Source organism: Shewanella sp. BJSY2023SW005, assembly GCF_047314585.1.
In the GTDB taxonomy this organism is placed as follows: Bacteria; Pseudomonadota; Gammaproteobacteria; order Enterobacterales; family Shewanellaceae; genus Shewanella; species Shewanella algae.
On the sequence record NZ_JBKORJ010000067.1, the window covers coordinates 1 to 17594 of the forward strand.

At 52.6% G+C, this 17594-nt stretch carries 17 protein-coding genes; 11 read left to right on the forward strand and 6 right to left on the reverse strand.

Features of this window, described 5'->3' with window-relative positions; all coding sequences use genetic code 11:
- Positions 1–1494 carry a capsule assembly Wzi family protein gene (locus ACMHXI_RS21515; protein WP_413736131.1) on the reverse strand — a complete coding sequence of 498 codons (1494 nt, stop codon included), beginning with the start codon at positions 1492–1494 and terminating at the stop codon, positions 1–3.
- Between the two features lie 5 nt (positions 1495–1499).
- Entirely contained in the window at positions 1500–1991 is a 492-nt protein-coding gene (coaD, locus tag ACMHXI_RS21520) for a pantetheine-phosphate adenylyltransferase (protein ID WP_025009078.1), read from the reverse strand.
- A gap of 769 nt (positions 1992–2760) precedes the next feature.
- Between coaD and ACMHXI_RS21525 the strand changes: the two genes are divergently transcribed.
- Genes ACMHXI_RS21525 through ACMHXI_RS21545 form a run of 5 tightly spaced genes read left to right on the forward strand, consistent with a single transcriptional unit; the run spans position 2761 to position 7687 of the window.
- Complete coding sequence (locus ACMHXI_RS21525; protein ID WP_096142218.1) at positions 2761–3975, forward strand: glycosyltransferase family 4 protein; 1215 nt, start codon at positions 2761–2763, stop codon at positions 3973–3975.
- A 24-nt stretch (positions 3976–3999) separates the two neighbouring features.
- Positions 4000–4374, forward strand: coding sequence for an HAD hydrolase family protein (locus tag ACMHXI_RS21530; RefSeq protein ID WP_025888998.1), 375 nt, complete (start codon positions 4000–4002; stop codon positions 4372–4374).
- A gap of 35 nt (positions 4375–4409) precedes the next feature.
- Complete coding sequence (locus ACMHXI_RS21535; RefSeq protein ID WP_157771185.1) at positions 4410–5966, forward strand: phosphotransferase; 1557 nt, start codon at positions 4410–4412, stop codon at positions 5964–5966.
- The gene (locus ACMHXI_RS21540) at positions 5963–6688 is read left to right on the forward strand and encodes a glycosyltransferase family 2 protein (RefSeq protein ID WP_144221304.1); all 726 of its coding nucleotides are present in this window, start codon (positions 5963–5965) and stop codon (positions 6686–6688) included. Before ACMHXI_RS21535 ends, ACMHXI_RS21540 begins: the two co-directional genes overlap by 4 nt.
- Positions 6689–6724: 36 nt before the next feature.
- Positions 6725–7687, forward strand: a complete 963-nt coding sequence (locus tag ACMHXI_RS21545) for a WavE lipopolysaccharide synthesis family protein (protein ID WP_219003149.1) — start codon at positions 6725–6727, stop codon at positions 7685–7687.
- A 99-nt stretch (positions 7688–7786) separates the two neighbouring features.
- On the opposite strand, the gene ACMHXI_RS21550 is transcribed toward ACMHXI_RS21545, so the two are convergent.
- From ACMHXI_RS21550 to ACMHXI_RS21560, 3 genes are read right to left on the reverse strand one after another with little or no spacing between them, the layout of a single operon-like run.
- Positions 7787–8896 (reverse strand): glycosyltransferase, encoded by a 1110-nt coding sequence (locus ACMHXI_RS21550; RefSeq protein WP_208148076.1) that lies wholly within the window; start codon positions 8894–8896, stop codon positions 7787–7789.
- Positions 8893–9963, reverse strand: a complete 1071-nt coding sequence (locus tag ACMHXI_RS21555; RefSeq protein ID WP_413736135.1) for a hypothetical protein — start codon at positions 9961–9963, stop codon at positions 8893–8895. Before ACMHXI_RS21555 ends, ACMHXI_RS21550 begins: the two co-directional genes overlap by 4 nt.
- A 23-nt stretch (positions 9964–9986) precedes the next feature.
- Positions 9987–11033, reverse strand: coding sequence for a glycosyltransferase family 9 protein (locus ACMHXI_RS21560; RefSeq protein ID WP_025009075.1), 1047 nt, complete (start codon positions 11031–11033; stop codon positions 9987–9989).
- 85 nt (positions 11034–11118) lie between these two features.
- Here ACMHXI_RS21560 and ACMHXI_RS21565 point away from each other — a divergent pair, with 85 nt between their 5' ends.
- Positions 11119–11835, forward strand: a complete 717-nt coding sequence (locus ACMHXI_RS21565) for a 3-deoxy-D-manno-octulosonic acid kinase (RefSeq protein ID WP_107352598.1) — start codon at positions 11119–11121, stop codon at positions 11833–11835.
- Here the strand turns inward: ACMHXI_RS21565 and waaA are convergent.
- Positions 11821–13092 (reverse strand): lipid IV(A) 3-deoxy-D-manno-octulosonic acid transferase, encoded by a 1272-nt coding sequence (gene waaA / locus ACMHXI_RS21570; RefSeq protein WP_208191119.1) that lies wholly within the window; start codon positions 13090–13092, stop codon positions 11821–11823. The two genes, ACMHXI_RS21565 and waaA, sit on opposite strands and share 15 nt — an antisense overlap.
- Before the next feature lie 119 nt (positions 13093–13211).
- Between waaA and ACMHXI_RS21575 the strand changes: the two genes are divergently transcribed.
- From ACMHXI_RS21575 to glpG, 5 genes are all read left to right on the forward strand, one after another.
- Positions 13212–13856 (forward strand): TetR/AcrR family transcriptional regulator, encoded by a 645-nt coding sequence (locus ACMHXI_RS21575; RefSeq protein ID WP_025009072.1) that lies wholly within the window; start codon positions 13212–13214, stop codon positions 13854–13856.
- Positions 13857–14055: 199 nt separating this feature from the next.
- A complete protein-coding gene (locus ACMHXI_RS21580; protein ID WP_025888991.1) occupies positions 14056–15249 on the forward strand; it encodes a glycine C-acetyltransferase in 1194 nt (397 codons plus the stop codon).
- Between the two features lie 23 nt (positions 15250–15272).
- Positions 15273–16298: an L-threonine 3-dehydrogenase gene (tdh, locus tag ACMHXI_RS21585; RefSeq protein ID WP_025888990.1), complete on the forward strand. Its 1026-nt coding sequence runs from the start codon at positions 15273–15275 to the stop codon at positions 16296–16298.
- Between the two features lie 78 nt (positions 16299–16376).
- Complete coding sequence (gene glpE, locus ACMHXI_RS21590) at positions 16377–16679, forward strand: thiosulfate sulfurtransferase GlpE (protein WP_025888989.1); 303 nt, start codon at positions 16377–16379, stop codon at positions 16677–16679.
- Positions 16680–16682: 3 nt separating this feature from the next.
- A complete protein-coding gene (glpG, locus tag ACMHXI_RS21595; protein WP_413736139.1) occupies positions 16683–17516 on the forward strand; it encodes a rhomboid family intramembrane serine protease GlpG in 834 nt (277 codons plus the stop codon).
- Positions 17517–17594 lie beyond the last annotated feature (78 nt).

Here is a 17594-nt window from a genome sequence, read left to right on the forward strand (position 1 = left end):
TCAGAACCTGTACTCATAACTACCAAACAAACTGGCATCGTTATCGTTATAAGTTGCAAACTCTGAACGGGAAGCTGTGCCACCAAAAGTCATCATCCCCTTCAGCAAGGGCATACGATAGCTGAGTTCCAACATCAGCAAATCTTCCTTGGCGGGTTTTGGGGCCCAACCATTATTTCGGTTTTTACCGTCTTTGTTGAGCTGAGCATAGCGCAGGTAGGCGTTAATACCATGGCTGTCGGCAAATTGCCCTACCAAGCCCAGAACGTAGACCTTGGCATCGCTGTCATAGGTAGAACCCAAGGAACGTTTGTAATAACGGGAACCACTCAAATAAGTAGTATGCTCATAGAAACAGTTGAACACATTGGGATCACCACCACAGGCAACCAGAGTATCCGTATACTCAAAGAACAGCTTATATTGCTGCTGCGCCAGGTTGAAGCGGGTATCAGCCCCCACCAGCACGGCGCAGTCGGCAATCTGCCATGGCGCCGAACCGCTGGAGTCTTCACAGGTGCGCTCCAGATAGAGACCAAAAGGCACATTAAACAGGGTATCGGCATAACGAACGTCGAAACCTGCCATCTGGTTACCTATCTTGGTATTCATTGAAGGGTCGCAGTTCGGGTCACCATCAGCACACTCGGTTCCACCGGAAATAGCATCCCAGAATGAACCAAAGCCGCAATCCTGCCCCTCTCCACAGAATTGTGTGGTCCAGGAAAGGCCTATTTCCAACTGTTTGAAGGGCCTGACACTGCCGCGCATGTTCCACAGCAGGGTGTCTTCAACGGCTCTGTCGTCATTCATCCAACTGAACCCCGTAGTCAGAGTCCAGGGGCCAATCCAAGATAACCAGGGAGTTTCAAAACCCGCAGCATTGTTGCGACTGAGCATGACAGATGGCATGGGGCGGGCATTGTTTGACTTGTGCAAAGCCGAATCAAACCCCGGCCCCCACCACTGCTGCACGGCACCCGCAGTCACTATCCAGTTGCCCAGCATCAGAGCCATGTAGGAGTCATCCAAACGGGCACTCTCATCATCCTGGGCGTCATAGGCACCGGTTCCCGCAGCCTTGAAGGCAAAACGTTCTCCGACATATTCATATGAGGCGCTCAGTTGGCCCTTTTCACGGTAGTCAGAGCCAAAATGTTGAAACCGGGCGGCATCCGTGGCTGCCGTCGCCTTGATAACAGCATTGCCGCGATTTTCTATCGCCTGACGATAGTAAAAATTCACTCTGGAAAAAGCATCAGTCAACGCAGGAGTGAGGGTTGCCGGCTCAACCTTGGCCAAATCGGCACCGATACCGGCCCACATCAAGGGGTAAGTATTAACGGGAACCGTGATCACCCCGGCATCAGCCAGCGCCTGAATATCGGCTCTCAAATAAATGTCTGAACTATCGACCCAAGGTGCCGCATGGCTCGCAGCGCTCATACCCAGGCCTGCGGCCAGCACCAGGCTCTTGTACAAAAGACTTCTCATTAACTTTAACTTCCTTGCTTTTTGACTCGGGCAACCAAAGCCTTGGCAACATCCGGATGAACAAACTGGCTGACATCGCCGCCATGCAGCGCGACCTCTTTAACCAGGGTAGATGAAATAAACGAGTTTTCTTCCGCCGGAGTCAAAAAGACACTCTCCAGTTCTGGGTGGAGCCGACGATTCATATTGGCTAATTGAAACTCATATTCGAAATCAGAAACCGCACGCAGCCCACGAACCAGTACATTGGCGCCTTGTTCTTTGGCAAAATCGACCAGTAGCCCGGTGAAACCAACCACCTCCACATTATCCAGGTGCGCAGTCACCTCATTTAGCATGGCGACCCTTTCTTCCAGGGTAAAGCAAGGCTGCTTGGATGGACTGGCTGCCACGCCTATCACCAAGTGAGAAAACAGTGCCGCGGCACGTTGAATAAGATCCGCATGACCATTGGTAACGGGATCAAAAGTTCCGGGATAGATGGCACGTGTGAGCATAAGGATACCGACGCAATATTACTCGAATACAGAGGCCAGATCCTAACCGCTCGCACTGCGTTTGTGAATACGTATTAGGCGTCCAAATAACGGCTTACGGCTCAAGCTAACCCCTGTCAATCCTCTACGACCTGAGATCTACCCAACTTTTGTGCTTGGTAAAGTCCTTGTGGCCTTCTCTTTTGTAGAGAGAGGCTTGCACAACATTGGCGTTCAAGGCATCTGACTGAAGGCATGCCGGTGCCTGCCTAAGTCGGATAACGCAGAGAACCGGTTGCTGTGTAAGCCAGAGTGCCACGAGGATTTGTTCGCACCTTCCCTAAGGCTTCCATACACTGAAACCCTTTATGACTACATAAAATTGAGAGTGGTGTAACGAGCGAAATACTGAAATATAAGCCACTGAAGCTATGACTTATTATTCATGAAAGTGCGAATAAGTCCTCAGAGCTTCCTACTTGTACTACATCAAATAACGCCGAAATCCACTATAGATATAGTTAATCCGGAATAGCATTCTGGCTATGGAGAATAATAAAAAATATTTCACCATGACAGAAAGCATTGAAACCCAATTACAGTATTTACACCCTTAAAAACAAGGTGAAAATCAAACCCCAAAAGACAACAAATAGTAAACATTAAGAATAAAAAAACAACATCATTATCTTATTAAAAACACCAAGGGTTTATTCCAGATATAAATTTTGAATTAGTTGTCTTGGCTAACTAAAATGCCGTCTTCAGCAATATGTTTGGGTCAGGTCTGATGAGTAAGTTAAGAGTAGCACTTCTGGTTGATGAGTATTTTGGTGGAGCCAAAACAAAGTTTGGGGGATATGGTTTTCTTGCCCGTCATTTGGTTGCCAAATATCTGCCCGGCGATGATATTGATGTCGAAGTGCTGCTTAAAAAAGACTGTGGTAAAGTCAGGCTCATTCCCAAATGCCATATGATAGACGGTATCAAAGTCTATAAATTAGCCGCCAGGGCTTTCGATTTTATTAACTATTTGTTCTTGAAAAAAAAGCAATATGATGTCTTCCTGTCTATTGAAATGACGACTCACTCATATCGTATATTCAGCAAGGCCCCTGGTAAAAACAAGAAGTTGCTGTTTTGGATTCAGGATCCACGTCCCACTTATGAATGGGATGAAATAAATACCGTCAAGCTGTTTCCAGAACCCTGCTATTGGGATCAACAAGTCTATGATTTTGTACATCAATACGCTAAGACGGGCAATATTCGTTTTATCAGTCAGGCCAGATGTTTAGACCAAAAAGCCAAAGACTTGTATCGCCTGCCGGCCGATACCGAGATTCAGTATCTGCCCAACCCTATTGAAATAGATGAAAATTTCGACCCGGATTATCATCAAAAACAAGACAATATTTTGTTCCTTGGCCGAATAGAATCAGTAAAACGCGGTTGGTTGTTTGCCGAAATTGCCCGAGCCATGCCGCAGTACCAATTCTACATGTTGGGGCAGGCACATAGACAGGCCGATGAGAACAACGCCGTGATGGCCAAGTATCAAGACATACCCAACCTGCACTTTGTCGGTCACGTTGAAGGCGAGCGTAAAAATCAGCTGCTGAAAGATGCCAAGCTGCTGGTCAATACCTCTATTCATGAAGCCTTGCCCGTGTCATTTCTCGAGGCCTTGTCATACGGAACCTTATTGGTCAGTTGTCAAAACCCGGATGAATTGACCAGTCGCTTCGGCATTTATACCGGCAAAGTTTTAGGGGATGGCTTCGACAAATTGCCGCTGTTCATCGAAGGGATTGAGCAGTTGCTGCAGAATGAAGCCAAACGCCAGACTCTGGCCAAGGAAGCCATTGCCTACATCAAAAAGGTGCACCATCTGGACAAGTTCAAGCAAGATATGTCCAAAGAGATACGGGCACTTAAGTCCCAAAGCCGGCAAGTGCAAAGTCCGCAAGCAACTGGCTCAGCCTGGCCTCGCACAGTACAATAAGGTTTTTATCCTATTGGGGCAGAGATGAAACGACTCATAGTCGACCTTGACGGCACCCTTACCCAAGGTGACAGTAAGGATTACAGCGCGGTGTCACCGCGCTTGGATGTGATAGCCAAATTGCGTGAATATCAGGCGCAGGGGTTTGACATTGTTATCTCCACCGCTCGCAATATGCGCACCTTTGAGGGGAATGTTGGCAAGATCAATATTCATACCCTGCCGGTGATCACCGCTTGGCTCGATAAGCACCAGGTTCCCTACGATGAAATTCTGGTGGGTAAGCCTTGGTGTGGTCATGAGGGTTTCTATATTGATGACCGGGCGATAAGACCATCAGAATTTGCCAAGTTGAGCCGGGAGCAGATAGAAGAGTTACTGGCGGACGACAAAGCATAGGGCCAAGCATGTATCTGATAACTTCTGCAGCACTCGTGGCATCTGAACTCCAGTCTGAATTCGGGCCACTGCCGCCCTGTTTTTTACCGGTAGGCAATAAACGGCTGTTTCACCATCAACTTGCCCTGCTTCCCGAGGGAGCGAGAGTGGTGATGACGCTGCCAGAGGGTTTTATTCCAGGACCCTATGATACCCAGACATTGGCAGAAAAGCAGGTAGAACTCCTGTACCTGCCGACTCACTTGAGTCTGGGGGAGTCGATAGTCTATGCCCTCAATCTGCTGGAATTTGCCACGACCGAGCCCTTGTATGTGCTGCATGGAGACACCTTGTTCGATGCCCTGCCACAGACCCCGGATCTGCTCGGCCTGAGCCAAGTTGAAGACAACTATGATTGGGCCGAATTCAATCCGGATACCGGTATGCTCAATAAACACCATAGTGATCAGCCACCATCCAGTGAATTGATCGCCAATGGTTTTTTCAGTTTTTCTGCACCAAGAGCCCTGATCCGCCATATCACCCAATGCAAGTGGGACTTTATCGCCGGACTCAACGGCTATATTGCCGAAAAAGGCCTCACCCCCGAGCGCTTCGAGCATTGGTATGACTTCGGCCACAGTCATACTTACTATCAGTCCAAGAGCCGAATGACCACCCAGAGAGCCTTCAATGAGATGTCGATTCAGGGACAGGTGGTCAGTAAATACAGCCACAAAAAGCGTAAACTGGCTGCCGAAGCCAACTGGTACACTGAACTACCAGGGCCGCTGCGCAGTTATATCCCACAATTACTCGGCACCCAGGAAACCACTGAATCCTTTGGCTACAGCATAGAATACCTGCATCTGACGGCGCTCAACGAGCTGTACGTCTTCAGCCAACTGCCGGCTTTTGCCTGGCGTAAAATACTCAGAGCCTGCAGCCAGTTTATTAAGGATGCCGCCAGTCAAAAGGCGCAACCCAAGCCGACCCTGGATGGCTTGTTTATGGCCAAGACCCGCTCACGCCTCAAGGAGTTTGCCAAACAAACGCCGCTGGATCTCCACCAGCCCATCGTTTTTAACGGCCAACTCAGGCCCAGCATCTATCAACTGGCCGAAGCGACTCAGGCGCAACTTCCTGGTGACAGTGGTCAACTCAATGTGCTGCACGGTGATTTTTGCTTCAGTAATATTCTCTACGACTTTCGCACCTGTAATATCAAGGTGATAGATCCTCGCGGCATAGACGGCGACGAGCAGCAAACTATATATGGCAACAGCCTCTACGACATCGCCAAACTGGCCCATTCTGTGATGGGACTGTACGACTCCATTATCGCCGGCTACTTTCGGGCGCAGCTCGACGGTCAAGCGCTCAACTTCGATATTGCGGTGACGGAGAGACGGGAACAGATCATGGCCGACTTCACCCAACTGATGGCCAGTGAATTCGGTGTCAGCGAGAGCCAGCTCTATGCCATGCAGATCCAGCTATTTCTGTCCATGCTGCCACTGCACAATGACAGACCCGACAGACAATTGGGCTTTATCGGCAATGCCTATCGCCTGTATGATCGCCTGCAAAGCTGCACAGGAGCCCAATTATGATAGTCATCCCCATGGCCGGACTCAGTTCCCGTTTCTTCAAAGCCGGCTACCAGGAACCCAAATATATGCTGCCGGCCCATGGCAAGCCTTTATTTGACCATGCGCTGCTGAGTTTCAGCCGCTATTTTGCGACCATGCCGTTTCTATTTATTGTGCGCGATGTCTATAACACTCCTGAGTTTGTTGAAAAGCGCTGCCAGCAACTGGGAATCAAGGATTACCGTATCGTCTCGCTCACGGAAGCGACTCGAGGACAGGCCGAAACCGTCTATTTGGGGTTAACGGATGTCGACCCGCAAACCCCGCTGACCATCTTCAATATCGATACTTTCCGCCCGGGCTTTAGCTTTCCAGCCATCACAGAGCATTGCGACGGCTATCTTGAAGTGTTCAAGGGTGAAGGCAGTAACTGGTCATACGCCAAACCTGCCGCTGTAGATTCGACGCTCGTCGTTGAAACCGCAGAAAAAAGGCCGATTTCCGATCTGTGCAGTACAGGTCTGTACTACTTTCGCCATGCCGCCGATTTTTGCGCAGCCTATACCCAGGAGGCCGCAAAGCCAGCCAGCGAGTGGCAAAAGCAAGAGTTGTATATAGCACCTTTATACAACTACCTGATAAGTCAGGGTAAGCAGATCCATTACCATCTGATTGAACGCGATGAAGTGATTTTTTGTGGTGTTCCTGAAGAATATCTATCCCTGCTGGCACAAGCCGTTTAGCCAGGCTCCTTCCGACGACAATTCAGACGCTTAATTATGGCAATCAATTTCAGCGATATCACAGTGGTAGTGCAAGGCCCGGTTCAAAGCTACCAGGAAAGGGCCCAGGAAACAGGCATTACCCATAAGTGTTTGCAAAGCATCAGAGAGCACCTGCCCGGAGCCAAGATTATTCTCTCCACCTGGGAGGGGCAAGATTGCAGTGGGCTGGAGCCGGATCTGCTGCTGCTCAATCAGGACCCGGGTGGCAACATAGTGGCCTATGATGCCGCCGGCAAACCGCAAAAACTCAACTTCAACCGCCAAATTGTCTCCTCCGCCGAAGGGCTTAAACGGGTAGAAACCCGCTATGCCGTCAAACTGCGCTCGGACAATTTCCTGACCGGCAAGGGTTTTGTGGCAGCCCAGGGCAAGTATCCCGTCCGCAATGTCACCGACAGCTATTTCCAGGAAAGAGTCGTAGTCAATACCAGCTACTTTCGGCGTTATGCCGAAGGGCAGAGAGTCGTCAGGCACCCGAGTGACTTTTTCCACTTTGGGCTCAAGGAAGATCTGTTGAAGATATGGGACCTGCCACTGTTTGCCGATCTCGAATACGACCCTTCGAGAAGCGGTCAGGCGCAATATCATGGCGCCCCTTTGACCTGCCCCCATGCAGAGCAGATTTATTGTGATATCTGGCTTAGACGCCTGGATCCCGCATGGCCCAAGCTGGAGCACAGGCACCATTTTGATGCCGCAATGGATGAGCAGTGGGATAGATTTATGGCTTCCAATCTGCTGGTGCTGGAGCCTGAGCAGATTGGGCTTGGTCTGATAAAGCGCTTTATCCCCAAGAGCAAGCGCCCCAACGAGATGAGTCATCTCGACTGGCAACTGCTCTACCAGCACTATTGTGACCCTAAGTTTCCGGCTTCCAAACTGGCCCTGTTCAGTACTCTGGGATGGCGACGCATGCTGAAAATGCCTTTCAGCTACCTCAAGTTCAGACTCGGTTAACGGGTTCCGGCAAATAGCCCTTGCACGCCAGAGAGCCGGCCGGGTTCGTTCGTACAATCCTAAATAAAAAGGGCCGAATCAGCCCTTTTTTAATCTCTGTTACTCTGAGTCCGGCCCGTTGAGTAATGCCAGATATTGCTCAGCAACCCGCTTGGCACCCACCTGCTGCAGTATCTCGGCCGAAGCACAGTCCGGATAATCATTCAGCGCCGCATCCATGGCCTTGGCCAGCGCAGCAGGTTCCCTACGGGGTACCAGATAACGGCTAAACTCCCCGGTTAAAATCTCTTTCGGGCCATGACGACAATCGCTGCTCACCACAGGGGTTCCCACTGCCAGTGATTCTATCAATACCGTTGGCAAGCCTTCATAGTCGGAACTGAGCACCAACAGACGGGCATTTTTGATCCAGGGGTAGGGGTTGGTCTGGAATCCCGGGATGATCACCCTGTCGCTGACCCCAAACTTATGCGCCGCCTTGAGTGCCTTCTTCTTGTTGTTACACAACAATACCAATGGCATAGGGTTTTTCATCTGCTTCATGGCAGCGAAGAGCACATCGTGGCGTTTCTGCCGGGCAAAACGACCGACATGGATCATATAATCCCCTGTCGGCATATCTGCTGGCACTTGTTGTGACAAGGCCTGGATCTTGTCCAGCTCAAACGGATTGTAAATAGTCTGCACCGAAGCGGGCTTGATCCGGCCCACTTGCGTTATCTCCCCGGCGATCCCTTTGGAAACCGTCACCAATTTCTGGCCATTGAGCGCCTTCTTGGCCTTGAGCATACTCAGATAGGCAAATGGCCCCAACTTGCGCTGCCTTTGCAACTCCTCTTCAATCGAGTTGTGCACTATGCAGTAGAGTGGCGCCACACAGGCGCGAGTCATCAACAGGTTGGTCTTGTCCAGATTGGAGAGAAACAACTCGAATGTGCCATGTTGCTGCTGTAGTTGTTCAATCCAGCTCTGCACTCTGGCAACCGATGATTTCAGACGCCAGAAACTGTCGATATTGCGCTCTTTGGCATCGAAACAGAAATGCACCGCCAGGGCGGCGGGCACTTCATGGTGACAGTCGTTATGCAGCACCAGCAGATGAGGCTCGTGTCCCATCTGCTTCAAGGTTGTGGCCAGCGTCAGCATTACTTTTTCGGCGCCGCCACCGGCGAGACTGTCTATGGCAATGGCGATTCTTCTGCCTGTCATGCTTGATTCTCCAGCAACGCCTTAAGCGCATCTATAGTGAGCTGTAGCCCGTTCATGTCCGGTTCTGCGGCCATGGCTTGTTGCAACTTCTGCCCCATATCCGGCGACAACAGGGCCTGTACTGCCGAACTCATCTGTTCGGCCTCGGCCTGCAGCACCAACCCCTTGTCTGAACAGACACGAATTCGCGCAGGCTGATCTTTGGACACGGCAACGGCCAGGGTATTTTTACGCAGTGCTATGGCCTGCAGTAGGGTATCACCGCCACTGAGAACCGCCGCGCGCGAGGCCACCAGCAAATTAATAAAGTCGGCATTGGCCAACGAGGAAATAGCTATGACACCGGGAGCCTGCGGTAAATCCTTGAGATAATTGGGGCCAAACACCATCACCACAGGGATCCCCGAGGCTTGGTAACAAGCCTCGGCGGCGGCAAAGAAGTAATCGGCTGCCAGCTTGTCATTGAGTTTATGGCCGCCGGAACCGGCGTTGAACAGCAAAAATTCGCCCTCATTCAAGCCATACTGTTGCAGCAAAGTCTGCTGCCGCGCTTCATCCGGCGGGGTAAATACAGGGCCGATACACACAGGTTCCGGCTTACCAATGAGCTTTAGCTTGATACTTTCCCAGGCGCTGATAGGGCCGATAACAAACTCAGGCTGTACGACCAAGTGGCTGTCTGTGACCCTGGCGCGACCTATTTTCATACCCCGGCTGCGCTTGCGCTTGTGCTGGCTGAAGAAGATCACCTTGGCGCCCAAGTTGTGGGCATGACTCAGTTGTGACTTACGGCCTGAGGCGTCAAACAACACCACATCGGGAGCAAACTCATCCATGATGCCGTTGACCGCCTTGACCTCCTTGGTGGGCGTCCGGGCCAGCAAATCTGCCGGATAGGGGCAAGTCTTGGCGTAGGGAGCTTCCCGGCTGAGAACAAAGCGAATATCCGCCTGTGGCCAGATCCGTTTCACCTCATCGGCGATGATCAAGGAGCGCATATACTCACCCATGCCTTCGGCAGAAGACACGGGCACAAACAAAAACTTTACTGCGGATTGGGCTGTCATAGGCTTATTCATAGACTGATACTTCAAAGACGAAAGTCGGCGGCCACGCGATCGAACATGCTGCACACCTGCTCCACAGAGATCAACTCCATCAGATGTTCACCTTTGGCTCGTGTGCCCCAAGGAACCTGATGGCCCGGGAACTGCTGCGCTATCGCTTGCTCATAGGCACTCACCACATATTCCTTCCAAGTGTATGGCCCGGTGCGCCCGGGGTTGGAATGGGCATAGAGACCGATAACCGGCGTCGCTTGGGTCACCGCCATATGCGCCGGACCAGTATCCGGAGCCAACACCAGGCTGGCCCGCTCCAGAATAGCCAGCAACTGCACCAGAGATGTTTTGCCAATCAAGTTAGTTGGCGGCTGCTGACACTGGGCGCTGATGTCCTCAGCCAGCTGTTTTTCCAATGCACTTGGGCCACCGCAGAGCAACACCTTGAACCCGCGTTCAAACGCATGGTTGGCCACGGCGGCATACCGCTCCGGCAACCAGTTGCGTTCGGCCTTACTCGCCGCCGGGCAGATGATAAAAGTCTTGTCATCATCAGCGACCCACTGACGAGCAAACGCCTTGTCCTCTTCCGGCAGCGGGATATGCCAGCTGGGGCTCAAATCTGTTACTCCCAATTTGGCGGCAAAACCCATAAAACCTTCCAGCACGTGTGGCGTTGCCAGCGGAGCCACCTGTTCATTGGTCACCAGCCACTGCCCCTCTTTGGCTCTGGCCCGGTCAAAACCTATGCGCACCTTGGCGGGGATCATCAATGAGGCTATGGTAGCCCGCAGCGCCACCTGCATGTGCAACAGCACATCGAAGCGACGTCCCTTGAGCGCCCGCCGCAGATTGAGATAACTCTTCCAGCCTTGGCCTTTGTCGAACACCACAAACTCAACTCCGGGCAGGTGCTTGAGCAACTGATATTCTATCTTGCCTATCACCCAGGTGATGGCCAGTTGCGGGTACTGGCGCTGAATCGCCTGCACCATGGCTACGGCATGACAAACATCACCAATCGCCGACAGGCGCAGCAAACAGAGAGATTGAATTTTCGCGGGGTCAAGGCTCATGGACAGAATCGGCTTCTTGGGTGCAAACCCCAGATCTTAATGTAGAATAGACCCAGGTTCCACGCTTATAACGAACAAATAGCCGATGCAGATTAAAAACACCGCCAAGGGTTGCCTGGCGCTGAGCCTTGCCGCCCCACAAGCCCTGGATGAAACCTGGTTTGACGAATCTTTTTGGCGGCAACAGCAAGCGATTGTCGGCTCATCCAAGGGGCGTTACACCACCTGGTTTGTTGAGCATGAGAAACAGCAATGGGTATTGCGCCACTATTGGCGCGGTGGCTTGATGGAAAAGTTCAGCAAAGACGCCTACCTGTTCACCGGCCTCACCAAGACCCGCGCCGTGGCAGAACTGGCGCTGCTGGAGCAACTCTTTGAAGAAGGTTTACCTGTGCCCGAGCCCATTGCCGCCAAAGTGGAACGCTTCGGGCTCTGGTACCGGGCCGACATTCTGATCCGCCGCATTCATGGTGCCGAGGATCTGGTGGCTCTGCTGCAAAAACAGGCAATGTCCCGCCCACAGTGGCAACAACTCGGTGCCTTGATTGGCCGTTTTCATCAGCGCGGTGTCTACCATGCCGATCTCAACGCCAAAAACATTCTCAGCAGCGACCAGGGCTTTTATCTGATTGATTTTGACCGAGGTGAGCTGCGAACCCCGGCCGATGGCTGGCAACAGGCCAATCTCAGTCGGCTGCTGCGCTCCTTCAACAAGGAAAAACGCAAACAGCCCGAGCTGCAATTTACCGAAGAGAACTGGCAGTGGCTGCTGGAAGGCTACCGCGGCTTAGCGAGTGCCTGACAACAAGGCCTGAGCCAACTGCAACTGCTTCTGCAGTGCTCCTCTGTTGCTGCTAACCACTTCCAACCCGGCTTGGGCGGCGCGGCGTCTCGCATCGCTATCCTGTAACAGTGCCGTTATGCCACTCGCCAGCGAGGAAGCATCTTCAACCAATTGCAAGGCTCCGGCATCTTGCAGCAGACGGGTTATCTCGGCAAAGTCCCAATGATGAGGGCCGACAAATACCGGTAAGCCCAAGGCTGCCGGCTCCAGCGGATTATGCCCGCCATTGGTGATCAGGGTGCCGCCGACAAAGGCCAGATCGCCGCAGGCATATAACCCCAGCAGCTCCCCCATGGTATCCCCTAGCAGCACCTGAGTCTCGGCAGCTAGCTCGTGGCCGCTGCTGAGCCGCACATAGGCAAGCCCGGCCTGCTTGATGGCCGTGGCGGCATTATCGAACTGCTCCGGGTGTCTCGGTACCATGATCAATAAAGCCTCGGGCCACAATGCCAACAAGCGTTTATGGCACTCCAGCATGGCCGCAAATTCCCCAGGATGAACACTGCCGGCAACCCATACCGGGGACGAGGCGCGCCCCCACAACTGCCTTTCGCCTCTGGCCTTGGTTATCTTCTGCTGATCCAGCTGCAGGTCGAACTTGAGGCTGCCGCAAACACTCAGCTTGTCGCCGGCAACCCCGAGGGCGATAAAGCGTTCGGCCTCGGCTTGGGTCTGTACGGCTACCTTATCCAGTAGCTGCAACATGGGCAGGCTAAGCCCGGCCCACTTTTGGTATTTGGCGGCCGACTTGGCCGACAACCTGGCATTGGCCAGCATGATGCCGACGCCCTGTTTTTTGGCCTGATGCAGTAAGTTGGGCCAGAGTTCAGTTTCCATCACTATCAGGTTGGCAGGCTGGAGCCTGTTCAGAAAACGCCGCACACACCAGGGAAGATCGAACGGCAGGTAACAATGCTGCACTGTGTCACCAAATGCCTTATTCACCTCGCGGGAACCTGTGGGGCTGGTGGTCGTTACCGTGACAGATAAGTCAGGGTTGGCTTGCATCAATGCCTTGATCAGCGGCACTGCTGCCAGGGTTTCCCCCATGGAAACAGTATGGATCAACAGGTCTGTCGGTTTGGCCTTGAACAAGCCGAATCGCTCGCCCCACCTGCCGCGGTAATCCGGGCTTTTCAAGGCCCTAAATGCCAGATACAGCAGTAACAGCGGCGACAACAGATACAGCAAGAGTGAGTAACGACTAAGGTTCATTGGCGGGATAATTGAGTTTTGCCTGATGGATTGTCACAATGCTAGCATAATACCCGAAGCAGCATAACCAAGAGCCATTCGCCGGATTGCGGATGATGCCGCAACCATTTAGGACTCAGATGAAAACCCGCGATAAAATTATTCAGGCCAGTCTGGAACTCTTCAACGAACACGGCGAACGCTCCATCACCACCAATCATATCGCGGCCCATCTGGGAATAAGCCCGGGCAATCTCTATTACCACTTCCGCAACAAGGAAGACATTATTCGCTGCATCTTCGCCCAGTATGAAAATCATCTGGAACTGGGGTTTCAACCCTATGAAGATAGGCAAGTCGATGTCGAGTTGTTGATTGGCTATTTCGATGCCATGTTCTATACCCTGTGGCAATTTCGCTTTATGTACGCCAACCTGGCCGACATCCTCAGTCGCGATGAGGCCTTGAAAAAGCGCTATCTGGAAGCCCAGCAAAAGGTGCTGACCCGCTCTAGCCATGTGCTGCAGCTACTGTGTCAGGATGGCTTTCTACAGCTGGAGCAAGACAAGATCTCCAGTCTGGCCGATACCATTAAGATGATAGTCAGTTTCTGGATCAGCTATCAGCTGACCCAATCCAGCATAGCCAATATTACCAAGTCTTCACTCTATGAAGGCCTGCTCAGGGTACTGATGATCTTCAAGGCCTACGCCACCCCCAGTTCCACCTCGACCTTCGAGCGCCTGGAGCAGCACTACCAAACTTTGGCTCACCAGCAAGACTAGCGCCGCAGCCTTGGGCATCTGTCATTCAGGCGCCTTTCTCCTTCTCGGCCGCCTTAGTTTTTCTCATCTGAAACAAGCACTAGCCCTAATCTGATTTATCCCTGTCGGCTCAGCTTAAAAAAGAGTGTTGAGCCATTGGCTTTAGGGTTAAAATGCCACCACTCCAATAAACAGAATAATCCAATCAAGGAGACTTAAGGTGGCATCTACCTCATTCTACGATCAGATCAACCAACAGCTTGCCGACGTCAAGGCCGAAGGCCTGTACAAGAGCGAGCGTGTAATAGTTTCTCCGCAGCAACCGGCCATTCGCGTCAACGAAGCAGAAGTTATCAACTTCTGCGCCAACAACTACCTGGGCCTGGCCAATCACCCTGAATTGATCAAGGCGGCGCAGGCCGGGTTGGCAGACCATGGCTTCGGCATGGCCTCGGTACGTTTTATTTGCGGAACCCAGGACATTCACAAGCAGCTGGAAGCCAATCTGTCCGAGTTTCTCGGCATGGAAGATACCATCCTCTACTCCTCCTGCTTCGATGCCAACGCCGGTCTGTTTGAAACCCTGCTGGGCCCGGAAGATGCCATAGTGTCGGATGCCCTGAACCACGCTTCTATCATTGACGGTGTCCGCCTGTGTAAGGCCAAGCGTTTCCGCTACGCCAACAATGATATGACCGACCTGGAAACCCAACTGATCGCCGCCCGCGATGCCGGTGCCCGCCATATCTTGATAGCGACAGATGGGGTGTTTTCCATGGATGGGGTTATTGCCAACCTCAAGGGTATCTGTGATCTCGCCGACCAATACGGCGCTATGGTAATGGTCGATGACTCCCACGCCGTTGGCTTTATCGGCCAGAACGGCCGCGGCACCCACGAATATTGCGATGTGATGGGTCGTATCGACATCATTACAGGCACCCTGGGTAAGGCGCTGGGTGGCGCTTCCGGCGGCTTCACCGCGGCCCGCAAAGAAGTTGTCGATTGGTTACGTCAGCGTTCACGCCCTTACCTATTCTCCAACTCACTGGCGCCTTCCATCGTCAGCGCTTCAATTCGGGTGCTGGAGATGCTCAAAGAGGGCCAGGAACTGCGCGAAGCGGTATGGGAAAACAGCCGTTATTTCCGTGAAAAAATGGCTGCAGCCGGATTCACCCTGGCCGGTGCCGATCACGCCATAGTGCCGGTCATGCTGGGTGATGCCAAGTTGGCCAGTGACTTCGCCAACCGCCTGCTGCAGGAAAACATCTATGTCATCGGCTTCTCCTTCCCGGTAGTACCCAAGGGACAGGCCCGTATCCGTACCCAGATGTCGGCGGCTCACAGCCGTGAACAGCTGGACAAGGCCATCGAAGCCTTCACCCGAATCGGTAAGGAGATGGGTATCATCTGATACCTATCCCATGGAGTAACATGATGAAAGCACTGAGTAAACTCAAGCCTGAACAAGGCATCTGGATGGTAGACGCACCCAAACCTGAAATGGGCCATAACGATCTGCTGATCAAGATTCGCAAGACCGCCATTTGTGGTACCGATGTGCATATCTACAACTGGGATGAGTGGTCACAAAAGACCATCCCGGTTCCTATGGTTGTCGGCCATGAATATGTCGGCGAAGTGGTAGATATGGGTCAGGAAGTTCGTGGCTTTAATATTGGTGACCGAGTGTCAGGCGAAGGTCATATCACCTGTGGTCACTGCCGTAATTGCCGTGGTGGCCGTACTCATTTGTGCCGTAACACAGTGGGGGTTGGGGTTAACCGCGAAGGCGCCTTCGCCGAATATCTGGTGATCCCGGCCTTCAACGCCTTCAAGATCCCCGATGATATCAGCGACGATCTGGCCGCTATCTTCGACCCCTTTGGCAATGCGGTACACACAGCGCTGTCGTTTGATCTCGTCGGTGAAGATGTGCTGATCACCGGAGCCGGCCCCATAGGCATTATGGCCGCCGCGGTTTGTCGCCATGTCGGTGCCCGCCACGTAGTTGTCACAGATGTCAACGAATACCGTCTGGAACTGGCGCGCAAGCTGGGAGCAACCCGAGCCGTCAATGTGGCCAAGGAAAAACTCGAAGATGTGATGAGTGAGCTCGGCATGACAGAGGGCTTCGATGTCGGCCTGGAAATGTCCGGTGTGCCATCGGCCTTCCACTCCATGTTGGATACCATGAACCACGGTGGCAAAATTGCCATGTTGGGGATCCCGGGTGGCGATATGGCCATAGACTGGAGCAAGGTCATCTTCAAGGGGTTGGTGATAAAGGGCATCTATGGCCGGGAAATGTTTGAAACCTGGTACAAGATGGCCAGTTTGATCCAGTCCGGATTGGATATTGCGCCTATTATCACCCACCATTACAAGGTGGATGACTTCCAGCAGGGCTTCGATGCCATGCGTTCGGGTCAATCCGGCAAGGTCATTCTCAGCTGGGATTGATCATCAAACAGGGCGCTGTACTCATGCAGCGCCCTGATGCACACTGTTAACAAGCATCACCTCTTTTACAGGCAAAGTATGTCCAGTTACCAACACCTTTCTGTCGTTCAACTCCAGCAAATGATGGCCGAAGATGCCGAGTTGCAGATAGTCGATATTCGCGATCCTGCCAGTTTTGAGACGGCCCATATTCCAGGAGCCGTCCGCCTCGGCAATGACAATCTGGCCGACTATCTAAGGGACGCCGATATGGATAAGCCCTTGGTTGTCTGCTGTTATCATGGCATCAGCAGCCAAAGCGCAGCGGAATATTTGCAACATCAAGGATTCGATGAGGTCTACAGCCTGGATGGCGGTTTCGCTGCTTGGCCGAGGGACTGAGGCATGGAAATCGGCCGCCTCCCCAATGAACGTGCTGCCCAGGCGCTGGTAGACTACCTCAAGGGTGAAGGGATCCCCTGTCGCATCACACATCTGGAACAGGGGGTGGCCATTCATGTTATCGAGGACACAGACCAAGCCAAGGGGCGCAAAGCGTTTCTCGACTTTGTCCAAGATCCGTTAAACCCCAAGTACTTGCAGGCCTCTTGGGATCATGGCGACAACCGAATCCGCGTTGACTATGGCGCGCCATCGCTGCAACTGCTGAGTCAATTTATTACCGGCGCCGGACCGCTGACGCTGATCATTCTACTGGTCTGCATAGCTATCTTCGCAGCCATGAACCTGGGCTACGGCAATCAGGTATTCGAAGCCCTGGCCTTCTTCGGCGCCACTTCGGATGCCGGTTTCAGCCAATTCTGGCGCCTGTTTACCCCGAGCCTGCTGCACTTCTCGGCGCTGCATATCACCTTTAACCTACTCTGGTGGTGGGTCTTGGGTGGCAAAATAGAAAACCGTATCGGTCTTGCACCTTTACTGACTCTGCTGTTGGTCGCCGGCACTTTGCCCAATATAGTGCAGTTCTATCTCAGTGGCCCCAACTTCGGCGGTCTTTCCGGGGTTGTGTATGGCCTGGTGGGTTATACCTGGGTCTGCGGCCGCATGAGCCCAGAGAAAGGCATAGGTCTGCCACCGGCCTTGATGGGTTTTATGCTGTTGTGGCTGGTACTTGGCTTTATGGATGTGTTTGGCCTTTCGATAGCCAACGGCGCGCATCTGGGTGGACTCTTGGTCGGGCTGGCCCAAGGCTGGCTCGACAACCGCGGGAAAAGATAATCCTATGTGGCTCAGGTTTGTACACACCAAAGTCACTCTGCACAGCCGGCAACAGTAAAAAGAGGGAGCTCAGGCTCC

Excerpts from the sequence above, each read along its gene's own strand:
- ACMHXI_RS21515 (WP_413736131.1), bottom strand. The coding sequence starts at position 1,494 with ATGAGAAGTCTTTTGTACAAGAGCCTGGTGCTGGCCGCAGGCCTGGGT.
- coaD (WP_025009078.1), bottom strand. The coding sequence starts at position 1,991 with ATGCTCACACGTGCCATCTATCCCGGAACTTTTGATCCCGTTACCAAT.
- ACMHXI_RS21525 (WP_096142218.1), top strand. The coding sequence starts at position 2,761 with ATGAGTAAGTTAAGAGTAGCACTTCTGGTTGATGAGTATTTTGGTGGA.
- ACMHXI_RS21530 (WP_025888998.1), top strand. The coding sequence starts at position 4,000 with ATGAAACGACTCATAGTCGACCTTGACGGCACCCTTACCCAAGGTGAC.
- ACMHXI_RS21540 (WP_144221304.1), top strand. The coding sequence starts at position 5,963 with ATGATAGTCATCCCCATGGCCGGACTCAGTTCCCGTTTCTTCAAAGCC.
- ACMHXI_RS21545 (WP_219003149.1), top strand. The coding sequence starts at position 6,725 with ATGGCAATCAATTTCAGCGATATCACAGTGGTAGTGCAAGGCCCGGTT.
- ACMHXI_RS21550 (WP_208148076.1), bottom strand. The coding sequence starts at position 8,896 with ATGACAGGCAGAAGAATCGCCATTGCCATAGACAGTCTCGCCGGTGGC.
- ACMHXI_RS21555 (WP_413736135.1), bottom strand. The coding sequence starts at position 9,963 with ATGACAGCCCAATCCGCAGTAAAGTTTTTGTTTGTGCCCGTGTCTTCT.
- ACMHXI_RS21560 (WP_025009075.1), bottom strand. The coding sequence starts at position 11,033 with ATGAGCCTTGACCCCGCGAAAATTCAATCTCTCTGTTTGCTGCGCCTG.
- ACMHXI_RS21565 (WP_107352598.1), top strand. The coding sequence starts at position 11,119 with ATGCAGATTAAAAACACCGCCAAGGGTTGCCTGGCGCTGAGCCTTGCC.
- waaA (WP_208191119.1), bottom strand. The coding sequence starts at position 13,092 with ATGAACCTTAGTCGTTACTCACTCTTGCTGTATCTGTTGTCGCCGCTG.
- ACMHXI_RS21575 (WP_025009072.1), top strand. The coding sequence starts at position 13,212 with ATGAAAACCCGCGATAAAATTATTCAGGCCAGTCTGGAACTCTTCAAC.
- tdh (WP_025888990.1), top strand. The coding sequence starts at position 15,273 with ATGAAAGCACTGAGTAAACTCAAGCCTGAACAAGGCATCTGGATGGTA.
- glpE (WP_025888989.1), top strand. The coding sequence starts at position 16,377 with ATGTCCAGTTACCAACACCTTTCTGTCGTTCAACTCCAGCAAATGATG.
- glpG (WP_413736139.1), top strand. The coding sequence starts at position 16,683 with ATGGAAATCGGCCGCCTCCCCAATGAACGTGCTGCCCAGGCGCTGGTA.